10 protein-coding genes are annotated in these 12805 nt (G+C 42.4%); 7 read left to right on the plus strand and 3 right to left on the minus strand.

The annotated features are described in order from the left end of the window. Positions 1–34: 34 nt before the first annotated feature. From DF182_RS07590 to DF182_RS07600, 3 genes are all read right to left on the minus strand, one after another. On the minus strand, positions 35–1138 hold the full coding sequence (locus tag DF182_RS07590; protein WP_113615046.1) for a DUF2911 domain-containing protein: 1104 nt from the start codon (positions 1136–1138) through the stop codon (positions 35–37). A 226-nt stretch (positions 1139–1364) separates the two neighbouring features. Further along, entirely contained in the window at positions 1365–1733 is a 369-nt protein-coding gene (locus DF182_RS07595) for a DUF2784 family protein (RefSeq protein ID WP_113615047.1), read from the minus strand. Positions 1734–1793: 60 nt separating this feature from the next. Further along, positions 1794–2912: an FAD binding domain-containing protein gene (locus DF182_RS07600; RefSeq protein ID WP_113616805.1), complete on the minus strand. Its 1119-nt coding sequence runs from the start codon at positions 2910–2912 to the stop codon at positions 1794–1796. A 148-nt stretch (positions 2913–3060) separates the two neighbouring features. Here DF182_RS07600 and DF182_RS07605 point away from each other — a divergent pair, with 148 nt between their 5' ends. The 7 genes from DF182_RS07605 to DF182_RS07635 all read left to right on the plus strand — a co-directional run bounded on the left by DF182_RS07605 (position 3061) and on the right by DF182_RS07635 (position 12762). Beyond that, on the plus strand, positions 3061–3624 hold the full coding sequence (locus DF182_RS07605; RefSeq protein WP_113615048.1) for an antibiotic biosynthesis monooxygenase: 564 nt from the start codon (positions 3061–3063) through the stop codon (positions 3622–3624). A gap of 50 nt (positions 3625–3674) precedes the next feature. Next, complete coding sequence (locus tag DF182_RS07610; protein WP_113615049.1) at positions 3675–4352, plus strand: RNA polymerase sigma factor; 678 nt, start codon at positions 3675–3677, stop codon at positions 4350–4352. A 79-nt stretch (positions 4353–4431) separates the two neighbouring features. Next, the gene (locus DF182_RS07615; RefSeq protein ID WP_147243369.1) at positions 4432–5673 is read left to right on the plus strand and encodes a FecR family protein; all 1242 of its coding nucleotides are present in this window, start codon (positions 4432–4434) and stop codon (positions 5671–5673) included. A gap of 171 nt (positions 5674–5844) precedes the next feature. Next, positions 5845–9282 (plus strand): SusC/RagA family TonB-linked outer membrane protein, encoded by a 3438-nt coding sequence (locus DF182_RS07620; RefSeq protein ID WP_161964085.1) that lies wholly within the window; start codon positions 5845–5847, stop codon positions 9280–9282. 26 nt (positions 9283–9308) lie between these two features. After that, entirely contained in the window at positions 9309–10886 is a 1578-nt protein-coding gene (locus DF182_RS07625; RefSeq protein ID WP_113615052.1) for a SusD/RagB family nutrient-binding outer membrane lipoprotein, read from the plus strand. 29 nt (positions 10887–10915) lie between these two features. Then, positions 10916–11953, plus strand: coding sequence for a DUF1735 domain-containing protein (locus DF182_RS07630; protein WP_113615053.1), 1038 nt, complete (start codon positions 10916–10918; stop codon positions 11951–11953). A 29-nt stretch (positions 11954–11982) separates the two neighbouring features. Next, positions 11983–12762: a zinc metalloprotease gene (locus DF182_RS07635; RefSeq protein WP_113615054.1), complete on the plus strand. Its 780-nt coding sequence runs from the start codon at positions 11983–11985 to the stop codon at positions 12760–12762. Positions 12763–12805: the final 43 nt, after the last annotated feature.

The following is a 12805-nucleotide window of genomic DNA, read 5'->3' on the forward strand; positions in this document are numbered from 1 at the left end:
TACGCCCAACCTGCGGCGGTCCCGGATTTGATGATCAGTTAATATCTTTTCCTTCCTGGAGGGTCTTTACCATTTGCTCAAGCCGGTTTTTGTTAGGCAGATCAGGCGCCTGTGCGCGGGCTTTCAGGGCATAGCCCAGGGCTTTCTTATAATCGCCGAGTGCAGAATATCCACGGGCCATACCGGCGTTGGTAAGGAATTCGTTGGGGTATTTATCGTAGTCCATTTTAAAGATGTCAAATGCTTCTTTTCCTTTTTTGAGATGTGCAAGATTTCTGGCGTAGTAATACAGTTCATTGACATCACCGTAGGGCAGGGCTTTTTTCATGACAGCCATCGCTTCTTCTCTCCGGCCGAGACTATCGAGGATGGCGGCTTTGGTGCTCCAGGCCTGGAAGCTGTTGGTTCCACCAGTACTCACGCTGGTGGCGGTGTCAGCCCATAACAGGGCTTCTTCGAGGTTCGTATTGTTTTGTACACAGAAACTGGCCGCCGAATTCCATGTTTGCCAGATGAAGCCACTGCTGCCACGCAGCTCCTTACGGAAAGAGGTTATCTGCGTTTTTATCAGGTCAACGTCTATCCTGAAAGGAATGACCTGTTTTTCCCATTCCAATGCAACAGTAGCGCTGGTGGGTGTTTGATCAGTAAATTCATATTTGAGCCATTCCACACTTTTATCTGCGGCAACAGGTTTCACTTTTATGCGCAGGGCGTCTTCTTTAGGGTCGTAATAGAAGCTACCCCAGGAGCTGGCGTTTTTGGAGAAGATCAGGGTACTCTCATCCGGGTCATAGGCTACAAAGAAGCCGTAAGTTCCGGCGGGTAGTGGCTGCCCATTCACTTTCACATCAGTAGAGAACGAGATAGTGGTGTTTTCATTCGCACCGGCCCGCCAGGGTGCTGCCTTGGAAGACCCAAAGCCGAGATCAGCAAAACCTTTATGAACTACCTCCCCCCAGATATGACCTTCTCTGTTCTTAACGCCAGGCCGGCTATAATTAATGACCACCTGTGTAATACCAATACCTTCGCTGACGGAAGCTGTTTTATTACCGCCACTAGGTACACTGTTGAACTGGGCATGGGCTGCAACGGCCATCAAAAGGACCGTAAGAGTAATGACAGTTTTTTTCATTATACGAGATTTTGGTTAGAAAAAGAGACCTACAGGGCTTATGTATCTACGGGACCTAAAACCCGGAGATAGCTATTCAATAACGCTTATAAAAGTTAGCACTATTCATGCATACCTCCCTCTCAGACATTGTCTTTTTTTGACCATTCATCATAATAGCCACTGCATGAGGGGAACAGGCGGATATACTGCACCAGCCCTCATCAACGGATGTTTTTTTCCCAAATCAGCTTTTCCGTTTCCTGAAATTCAGCCACAGGCTCATTATCAGGCTTATCAGAAATACAATAAGTGTAACATAGTCTACCAGACGGGGATTGAAATTAATGCCGGTAAGTTTTAGCAACAGAAAATGAACATAAGAATCTGAATGGTCGTGGTATCCGAGATGCTCGCGTACCTTCCAGTGCCAGTCTGTACAGAAGCAATACCCCCAGCCATACCAGATCCCTAATACAAACCAGGAGAAGGCTGTCACTAAAAGGGTGACCAGGTTCCATTTTCGGGTTGCCCGGAACATCCAGCCTACTGTGTTAAATAACATCAGCAACGTGTGAAACAAAAAGAAAAAATAATTGAGGAACGGATACAGCATATCATAAAGAACGGTGTGTTTCCTAAGTTAGCTACTTTTGCAGTATATGCAAAGGGCTGGTTATCCTCCAAGCCCGCTTCTTAGCGCCAATTGTTTGCCATACTGTATGAGGTGGGATGCTTCTCTTATTTGCAGCTCATTCCAGTGAGGCAATGCGCTGTCAATATCATCTTTATGATAATACAAACTATCCGCCAGTGCGATAGCATCACGATAAGCTTTAGCAGTGCCGGAAGCGGTATGGGGCCTTACAACAAAAGCCGCATCGCCGAGCAACACAATACGTCCGCTATACATTTGGGGAACAGCCAGGTCTACAATTACCTGAACAAAGGGATTTTCGGTTTGAAGTACCCTGTCTCTGAGAATGGCAGGAAGTTCCTCGTTTGCAAGTTGATGAAGGTCGTTGATGGATTTGTTGCTCAGGAAAGCAGGAGGCACAGCATATAGTCTCTTTTTGCCGTCTTTATCTGTTAGGATTTCGTTTAATTGTTGTTCTGATTTATTAAGATACCAAACCCAATTGTATAAGCGTTGTCCTCTGTTTAATTCTCCTTTTGTACCTGGCACCAAGTAACAGAGCAAGTGAGAATGCTGGTAAGGATAGATGGAAAATTTATTCTCAAAAAAAGCAATTTCTTCATCGGTCATTTTACTTTCCGGTATCAACCCACGGTATGCAACATAACCTGCATAAGCAGGTACAGATTCCGGCAAAAAATGTGCTCTCGTTACAGAGCTGTATCCATCTGCACCAACAACCAGGTCGGCTGTTTTCTCAACACCGTTGGCAAAAGTTACCGTTACCTGATTGTCTTTTTCTTCTATCTTTTCCAATTGATGACCAAAGAAATACCGGTTCTCCGGAAAGTAATCCTTGAGTTGTTGCCAGATGTAATTCCAGGAGGTGAATGAAGTATCGTTTTTAAATGTGTAAGACGGATGCCCATTACTATTTAGCACCTGTCTTTCATATGCCGGAATACCAAAAATTTCTTTTGCGGCAATACGGTGTTCCTGCAAATAATCTATCATGTCCGGCTGAATAACTAATCCTGCACCTCTGTCCTGCATACGGCCTGCGGAGCGTTCATAAATTTCAACATCGTATCCCTTGCAATCAAGTGCAATGCCTGCGCTGAGTCCGCCGATGGAGCCTCCTATGATTATTATTTTCATACTTTTTTCGGGATTATAGATATTCATTCAATCACTTGTTTACCTAAACTATTCATGTACCTCAATGCTCAATAATCATTTCAAAATTTATATTTTTGATTCTATAGCTAAATATCAACCATTTCAGATAAAATAACAATTAATAATTATGCATTCTCCTATGGAAAAAGACGGTGCAGCGGTGGTGATATCGCACCAGGTTATGGAAGGAAAGTATCAGGAATATGAAGACTGGCTGAATGAAATAGGCCCGCTTTGCAGAAGTGCTGTTGGACATCTTGACTGGCATATTATCCGTCCGATTACCGGTCTTACCTATTTATACACCATCATCGTACGGTTTGATACAATAGACCATCTGAAACTTTGGATAGAATCTCCTGCCAGGAAACGCCTGATTGAAAAAATCCGTCCGGTCCTGGTGACAGATGACAATTATCATATAAAAACCGGGTTGGATTTTTTGTTCACACCGGAAAATGACAAAGTAAAACCACCTGTCCGGTGGAAACAGTTTCTTGTAACATGGTCGGCAATTTATCCTTTGACCACCATTATTCCGCTGATTTTAGTACCGGTATTAAGATTCCTGAAAGTACCCCACATACGATTCATTGATTCGTTTTTCGTTTCGGGCGTTATTGTGCTACTGATGGTTTATCTGGTAATGCCCCGTTATACCAAATGGATCAGGAAATGGCTTTATAAATAACTTATCAATATATTTTTACTACTTTAGTCCGACTAAGTAATTGGCTAACAATGGAGGATAAAATGCTTTTGCTTGCAATAGCGGAGGGTGACGAAACTGCATTTGTAAGACTATTTGAAAAACATAGGGCGAAAGTATATTTCGCTGCTCAAAAACTATTGAAATCAGACATCAACAGCAAAGATGTCTTGCAGGAAGTATTTACGACCATTTGGCTAAACCGGGAATCGCTCCATGAAATTGAAAACTTCAATGCCTACCTGCATACCATGGTGCGCAACAATATTTATAGTAGGTTAAGAAGAAAGAAAGCAGAAGTAAAAGTTATCAGAACGATTCATGAAAATAGCGCCGATGTAGATAGCAGCACGGAAGAATCCATTAAGTTGCACGACCTGCAGGCCAGCTTATCCCAGGCAGCCCGCTTATTAACCCCTCAGCAAAAACATGTGTACCATTTAAGCAGAACAGCAGGATTTAGTCATGATGAAATAGCTGCACAATTAAAGATCTCCAAAGAAACCGTAAAGAAACATATTATGGCTGCCAATAAAATTGTACAAACCTTTTTACGGGACCAAAGTTTCTTGCTGGTAATCTTCCTATGCGTTTGCGACTACACAAACAATTTTGGTGAATTTGATCCACATTCTCATGAAAGCCATGCTCTTTCGAATGAGACTAATATATTGACTTCAAATACGTTAGACGACACCATCGTTTTCTAAAAAAATATTTTTTGTTTATATACCCCTTTGCATAAATGCCGTGCGTCTAATATTTTTGGTGGCACTTATATCAGCGTTTATGCAGGACCGATTGCTGGAATTATTCCATAAATATGTGAATGATAGTTGTTCTGAGGAAGAACTATCGGAATTATTTGAATTATTTTCCCTTACCGGAAATGAAATAACGGTAAAAGAGCTGATTGCGCAAACCATTGAAGATATTGATCAATATCCGGTACAAATAAGTACATTTTTAAGTACCGCAGATGCCGAAAATATATTAAGAGAAATTCTTTCCAACACAGCCGACGTCACTACTGAAACCAATATACAACGCAGGGCATTATTTTCCAGATGGTGGCACTGGGCAGCGGCAGCAATGGTCGCGGCGCTTGTTGGCTTGTCAGGCTATTATTACGCTCACCATTCCGGTAACATGCCATTAGCCCGGATTACACCTTCTGATCTGAATACCACCAGTGGAAGTAACAAGGCTACCCTTACCCTCAGCAATGGCCAAACCATCGCATTGGATAGCGCCCAAAACGGATTGCTTGCCACGCAGGGACAAGGACGTGTTGTAAAAACTCAAACCGGTGAAATCATCTATAGTGCAGAAGAAAAGAAAGATGAAAAATTATTATATAACAACATCTCCACTCCTCGTGGTGGCCAATACTCCCTGCAACTATCAGATGGCAGTAAAGTATGGTTGAATGCTGCTTCTTCCATCAGATTCCCGGTAGCTTTCACTACCGGAGAACGAAAGGTATATATAACAGGAGAGGTATATTTTGAGGTGAAACACCTGATTGGCAATCACGATCAACCTGTATCGTTTATTGTTGAAGCAGATAATAATTCAGCAACCAATGCCGGCTACAGGGTGGAAGTTTTAGGAACCAAGTTTAATATTAACACCTACTCCAATGAACCGTTTGTAAGTACCACCTTACTGGAAGGAAAAGTAAGAGTACACGCGGATAAGACCCTACAATCCCAGGTGTTATTACCTGACCAGCAGGTAAATATAAACCGGAAAGGGGAAATGAACCTTAATAAAACGATAGATGTAAATGCCGTAGTAGCATGGAAAAACGGCTATACTCAATTTTCTTCTGTCCCCCTTTCTGCAGTTATGCGACAAATAGAAAGATGGTATGATGTAAATGTTCAGTTTGAAGATCATGTCACAGATATAAAATTCACCGGTAAATTAAAACGCAACGAGAATCTTTCTGAATTTCTAAAAATACTAGACCTGAATAATATCAAATATGAAATAAGTAATTCCACAATTATTATCAAAAATCAATAATAACTCCCCTGGTGGGACCAATCGAAAAGGGATCATTGAATTAACAAAAGCGCTTTTGAATTTAAGAGAGACCAAAATCTATCATTACTCAACCAAAAAAATATGATTTTTTTAAACCCTGTATTTGAGAGGATACAGTCATTTGCACGCCCTAACCTAACGCTATACAAGATGAAAACAATCATTGTTTTTCTGTTGGCTGTCAGTGTCCAGCTGAGTGCCAAATCGTATTCTCAGAACGTTACGCTGAAAGGAGAAAAATTGAATATTCCGCAAATATTTGCGGCTATTGAGCGACAGACTGAATACGTCTTCTTTTACAAGGATGATGTACTGAAGTCTACCACTCCTGTCACGGTAAATCTGAATAATGTTCCAGTATCCGATGCGCTGGCCACCTGCTTAAAAGGACAACCACTGAGCTACTCTATTGTAGGACATAACATCATCATATTAAAATCAGATTCACCTAATCGTAATTCCAGTGCTTCCGCTACCCAACAGTCATCGCTGCTTATCAAGGGTATTGTAACGGACGAAAAAGGAACACCATTAACGGGTGTAACAATCAGGATCAAAGGCACTCCACTTGGCACCAGTACAGACGCCAATGGTCGTTTTCAACTTTCTGTCCCTGCCAACAGTTCCAAAATTCTGGTGTTCAGCTATATCGGCACAGAAACAGTAGAAATACCTGTGTCGAACGAAGAGCCTGTTACTGTACATTTAAAGCCCAAGGCCAATTTTCAGCAGGAAGTGGTAGTCACCGCCTATGGCATCAAACGTCAGCCCAAAGAACTGGGATATGCTGCCACCACTATCAGCGGTAAAGAATTAAACCAGGCCGAAAACATCAATGCCACTTCCGGATTAATTGGTAAAGTATCCGGGCTTTCCATTCAAACACAAGACAACAACCTGGACCCCTCCTATAAAATCAACTTACGCGGCAACAGATCTATCACAGGAAATAACTCGGCTATTATTGTACTGGATGGAGCCGTTGTACTCCCCTATATCCTGAGCAATATCAATCCGAATGATATTGAAAGCGTAAACGTACTTAAAGGTAGTGCTGCGGCATCCTTGTATGGTGCCAGCGGTAGTAACGGCGCATTGGTTATTACTACTAAGAAACCGGTTGCTGGTAAAACAGAAATAAACTTTAAAACAAGTGTACAGTGGGAAAGTATTTCCAAACTGCCTAACCTGCAATATAGCTATGGTGGCTGGGGAGGAGAATCCAACTACGTAGATCCGGTAACCGGACAAACCATCAATGTTCCGTTCGAGAACCAGCAATTCGGACCTAAATACGATGGCAGTACAGTAGAGGTAGGAACACCGAAACGGATATTTTATAACGACGGTACCTATAAAGACACGGTAATAAAAACTACTTTCTCTCCGAAAAAAGGATCACGCACCGATTTTTTCCAAACAGGTATTACCAAACAGTATGATCTGTCACTGGGTACAGCTACGCAGAACTCATCGACTTATGTGGCCTACCAGCGAACAGACCGGTCAGATATCGTTCCGGGAAACAAGTTATCGAAGAACTTCTTTAAACTGAATGGAAACACTAAATACAATATCTTAAGTGTAGACTATGCTGTGGCCTATACCAATACCAATAAGGACGAAATCTGGAACAGAGGATCATTATATAGTCAAATCCTGAATTCTCCTGCATACATTGATTTAAACTGGTTTAAAAGCGGATTCTTTTCTTCTCCTGACAATTACTACAATGCCTGGAATGATAATCCCTGGTGGAACCTGTATAACTTCAGGGCAAAAACGACCGATAATAAACTGGTAGGGAATGTAGCAGCAAAACTTGCAATAACTGACAATATAGAAGCGAGTTATCGATTAGGTTACTCCTATAGTGCCCTAAATTTTAAAAACACAGGTAATGGTTGGAAATATTCCGACTACGAGCAAACCAACCCCTATAATATTCCGGGCGGTACCCAGGCCTCCAACAGAAAGGTGCTGTTGCCTACAACAAGTGGTGGATCAACCTTCGAATCACGCATAACAGGCGATTTATTATTGGCATTTAAAAAGCAGCTGTCAAAAAATATTAGCTCAAAACTGTTAGTAGGTCACTCTATCATAAAGGATAAATACAATGCTTCAGCCTTTGGAGCAAACACGCTCGCCTTTAATGATTTCTTTAACGTATCCAGTTATATTGGCCAGCAAAGTGCCGGCGAAAGCATGGCAGAGCAAAATCAGCAGGCAGCATTCGCTGATTTATCTTTCGGCATAAATAAATACCTGTTTTTACACGGCAGTTATCGTTTTGACTGGACTTCCATATTGACGGCTTCCAACAGAAGATTTTCCTATGGATCAGCGGATGCAGCATTTATTCTTTCTGATGCACTGCCGGAGTTATTTAATAATGATGTCCTGAATTTCGCAAAGGTAAGAGTCGCATACAGCCAGACAGGCCAGGTAAATCTAAGCACTATCAGTACTTATGGTGCTTATCTGACCACTCCTTCCTTCAACGTGGCATCTAACTATCCATTTAATAATAATGTGGGTTATAGCAAAAATCTATTGGCTCCCAACCCGCACCTGAAAGATGAGCGGACAACAGAAATAGAAGGAGGTATTGAACTTAGCTTCCTGAAAAACCGTATCAACTTTACAGGAACAGTTTTCCAGCAAAGAACAAAAAATCAAACGATCCCCACCCAGGTATCTCCTTCAACAGGCTTTTCTGCCATGCTGGTGAATGGTGGAGAAACCTCCAACTTCGGTGTTGAATCAGATATCAAATTAACACTCATTGATAACAGGTCTACCGGTTTAAGATGGGATGTGGGCGCCAACTTCACCTATATCAATAATAAAGTAATTAACTTACCTAATAACGGCGCTGATTTGTCGATGACAAATGACGCTTATGCAGTAGTAGGCCATGCTTTCCCGGCTTTAAAAGTAACGGATTTCTCCAGAGACCCTGCCACCGGAAAAGTTATCGTGGACGGTAACGGCTATCCTACACGGGCAGCGGCTTATAAGCTAATGGGGTCCATCTTTCAGCCATATCGCCTGGGCCTGACGACCTCCGTTTCCTACAAGAATTTCGGACTCACTATCGTAGCGGACTACAGAGGTGGCGGTGTATTGTTTAACCAGATTGGACAAACATTAGACTGGACCGGTGCTTCCGAACACTCTACCTATGGTGATCGCCAACGATTTGTATTCCCCAATTCCGTTTATGATGACGGAAGCGGACATTATGTAGATAACAAATCCAGACAAATTGCCAATGTGTACCAGTTCTGGCAGACATATAGCACCATGGGAACACCGTATGTTACCAGCAATGCTTTCTGGAAACTCAGAGAAGTCGTTTTGTCCTATACTTTACCAACATCCCTCTTCAGCGGATTTAAAACTATCAAAGGCGCTACTGTAGCGGTTACCGGAAGGAATCTATTTATGTGGAGACCATCAGAAAATATCTGGACCGATCCCGAATTTAATCTTGGTGGCGCCTATAACGCAGACGGTACTACGAACACATCACAAACGCCGCCTACAAGATTCATCGGTGGAAGCATTAGCGTCAGGTTTTAATTTTTTCAACAGGAAACTTTTACAAAATGAAAGTATTAACTAAATATTTACTCGTTCTGTTGTTGACAGCAGGAATGTCGGCTTGCTCCAAATCATACTTTGATATAAATGAAAATAATCCTAATAATCCCAACAACGTAGATATCGATCTGGTGCTGTCTCCACAGTTAAGAGACATTGCCTACCTGCAGAATATGGGATCAAACGACATGTCGTATTGGATGGGTTACTGGACTATCGGCGGCGGTTCCTTTGTGAACTCCTATGTATTCAATTATACTTTCGACAACAAATGGTTCCAGGGCATGTGGACCGGCTACTACAGCTATCTTGGAAACTTGCAGTACATAGACCAGCACGCCAACGGTAACAACTTTTACAGAGGTATTGTGAAAACAATGAATGTAGTTTGTTATCATAACCTGGTTGACCTGTTTGGAAATATTCCGTACTCACAGGCATTGCAGATCGATAAATACCCTACCCCTGTGTATGACGATGCTGCCACTATCTACAATGATTTATACCAGCAACTGGATAGTGCCAGAGACCTGATCAAGAACTGGACAGGAAATGTGCCCAAAGGGGATATTATGTACAATGGGAACAAGGCCAACTGGATTAAATTCATCAACACGCTCCAGCTAAGACTGATACTCAGAGTGAGTCAGTTAGGTACCAAACCTCCTTATTATGCTACTGCATTACAGCATTTGCTCAGCAGTGCAGCAGCCGACGGATACATTTCAAGCGTGCAAACAGAAGGAAATGTAAACCCCGGATTTTTTAATCAGAGCGGGAAAGGAAATCCACTGGTAGAAAGATTCTGGAATATCAACCAGAATCAGCGAACATCCAACTACAACTATTTCCGGGCAAATGCAGCTGCTGTTAATTTTTACTGGGATGGCTTCAATGGTTATGGCGACTGGCGGCTGTACAGAGTGTACGCTCCATACGATAATAACGCGAACCACTTTAAAGGTGCTTATTTTGGTGTACCTACCGCTAATAATGATACGTTATCAGGTTTATCCTGGGGTGATAATGTAAATGGCAGCTTCTCCGGTACCAACGGCTTTGGCATTATTAAGAGTGTTAATCAGCCTATTCCGATGATTACTTCATTCGAAAGTTATTTCCTGCAAGCTGAGGCAGCCTATAGAAATCTGATTCCGGGTGACTATAAAGAGTTATACAAAAATGGTGTTCGTGCCAACTTCACCTACTTATATAAAGGCTCTTTGCCAGATCCTTCCGGTAATCTTGCCTATCAGCCCAACGATGCCATTGCAGACGCAAATGGTTATATAGCGCAGACTTCAGGAAAGGTCAATAACTTCAATATAGACCTGACCACTGATCCTGTGCAAACCATCTTATCTCAAAAATGGATTTCCATGAATGGGGTCAATCCATTTGAACCTTACGCCGATTTCCGTCGCACCGGATGGCCCACTTACATTTATGGCTCCAAATATCCCGGAGCCCCCGCTTTACCCAAAAGAGTATTTTATCCAAGTGTGGAATATGCCACCAACACGGCTAATGTAAAGGCTCAGGGAGAAGATCTACTGACCAAAAAAATATTCTGGGGTAGATAATTTTGAATGTACTTACAAAATATTGAAAGATGAAAAAACATTTTAACCTGATATATATAAGTCTTCTGGCAGTAACGATGCAGTCCTGCCTGAAAGATAAATTTGGCGCATCCCTGTCGGATATTCCTGGCACCAAAATCGTGGAACTGGCGCCTGTAGATGATGGCGCTACCGCTTCAATTGATAGTCGTATGAAAACGATTAACCGGTTGCCTTCTACCCTGAAAGCTGTAGATACTATTACTATTCCGGTTTATCTCGGCAGTACTACCGGTACTTCAGACCAGGATATAACGGTGACGCTTGCACGAGATACCGCAGCTATCACCAAATACAACATCGCTAAAGGAACAAACTGGACTTTTTTTCCGGAGAACACGATCATCAGCGAAAATTTAAAAGTGACGATACCTGCAGGTAAAAATGTAGGCTACTTTAAACTACTGGTGAATACCCTGAATGTAAAATCGGACGACAAATATATGGTCGCCTATAACATTGCTGAAGTACCAAAGCCTTTATCTATCAGTGCCGACAGGTTCTATGTGTACTACAAACTGGTTGTTAGAAACAAATACGATGGTCTTTATTCCTTCCGCCCCGGCGGTATGACCGACTACCAATTCGCCGAGAATGTTGCTATTAGCAATACCACTGTCGACCTGGTGACCATAGATGATTCCACCTGCATTATGAGAGACGCCTACGCATATAAGAACTCCGGCCCTGATCCGTATGGCAAGCCATTAAATGCACATATATTCTGGAGTACTACCAACAACAACTGGAACTGGTACGGATACTTTTGCCCGGTATTACATTTTGATCCCAATGGAAGTGGTCAGATCATCCGTGTAACCAATTACTTCGGACAGCCTGACCCTGCAAGGGGACGTTATGCTGTTTTAAGTCCTGCTCCGGCAGAAGCTGCCGCTTCTAAATGGGACCCGGCCACCAGGAGTGTAAAGGTTTATTACTTAATGTACGATGGCACTTTTAAAGGAGGATGGCAGGGTTCTAAAGTATGGTTCTACGATAACCTGACTTTTGTAAGCGACAGACCCTAAACTATATTTTAACCTGGAACACGTTTTTTATGCAACCAAAATATATTATCCTGGCAGCACTGTTACTTTGCCTGAGCTGCTCTAAATCAAACCAGCAGCAGGAGCTGTCTTTCGAAAACAACCTGACAAGCATTAAGCCTACAGACAATATCTGGTTTAATAAAAAGGTAGATTTTTCAAAAAGTAAAAACATCAGGGTATTTGTCGATAACAGGCTTTCAGGCGCCGATGGAAATGTAGTCGCACAAGCCATCAATGCTGCGATTCCGGTAGCCCAGAAGTATCTCAGTCAGATATCTCCCAATATCAACATCACCAGCATCACTTATGGCGATGTACTTCCGGCATTAGGAAGCACTTATGATGTGGTGATCAGAGCAGATAACAGCGGAACAAACGCTGCACCTGCATGGTCGCATATTCCCGATGGTACAGGAAAGGTCGGAGATTTGATGTCTGTCAACCTGGATTTAAATCAAACTACGCTATCCTGGGCGCATGTATATTATACCAGACTAATCATCCACGAATTCCTGCACATCCTTGGTTATGGACACACCGGCGCGGTATCCGGCGGGGACTATGACACCAATGTAGTGGAAATGGCGATTCCCAACACACATAATACAGTACAGGATCCTTCTCTCGCAATCATGTCGAGCTACAACTCCACCTATTCCCTGACAGGATATAACGGCGCACCAGCCGATTTTGATGCAGGTACCAACCCTTATTATGTTTTTACAAAGGGAGACCTGGCACAATTAAACTGGTACTATACCCTGAAGCCACCGTATGATGTTTATTAATTATTGTTTGCGGTAAAACGCGGTATTTTTCAACGGAAAAGGT

The sequence above is a fragment of the Chitinophaga flava genome (assembly GCF_003308995.1).
Taxonomy (GTDB): domain Bacteria; phylum Bacteroidota; class Bacteroidia; order Chitinophagales; family Chitinophagaceae; genus Chitinophaga; species Chitinophaga flava.

Coding starts and splice junctions, on each gene's coding strand:
- DF182_RS07590 (WP_113615046.1), bottom strand. CDS start 1,138: ATGAAAAAAACTGTCATTACTCTTACGGTCCTTTTGATGGCCGTTGCA.
- DF182_RS07595 (WP_113615047.1), bottom strand. CDS start 1,733: ATGCTGTATCCGTTCCTCAATTATTTTTTCTTTTTGTTTCACACGTTG.
- DF182_RS07600 (WP_113616805.1), bottom strand. CDS start 2,912: ATGAAAATAATAATCATAGGAGGCTCCATCGGCGGACTCAGCGCAGGC.
- DF182_RS07605 (WP_113615048.1), top strand. CDS start 3,061: ATGCATTCTCCTATGGAAAAAGACGGTGCAGCGGTGGTGATATCGCAC.
- DF182_RS07610 (WP_113615049.1), top strand. CDS start 3,675: ATGGAGGATAAAATGCTTTTGCTTGCAATAGCGGAGGGTGACGAAACT.
- DF182_RS07615 (WP_147243369.1), top strand. CDS start 4,432: ATGCAGGACCGATTGCTGGAATTATTCCATAAATATGTGAATGATAGT.
- DF182_RS07620 (WP_161964085.1), top strand. CDS start 5,845: ATGAAAACAATCATTGTTTTTCTGTTGGCTGTCAGTGTCCAGCTGAGT.
- DF182_RS07625 (WP_113615052.1), top strand. CDS start 9,309: ATGAAAGTATTAACTAAATATTTACTCGTTCTGTTGTTGACAGCAGGA.
- DF182_RS07630 (WP_113615053.1), top strand. CDS start 10,916: ATGAAAAAACATTTTAACCTGATATATATAAGTCTTCTGGCAGTAACG.
- DF182_RS07635 (WP_113615054.1), top strand. CDS start 11,983: ATGCAACCAAAATATATTATCCTGGCAGCACTGTTACTTTGCCTGAGC.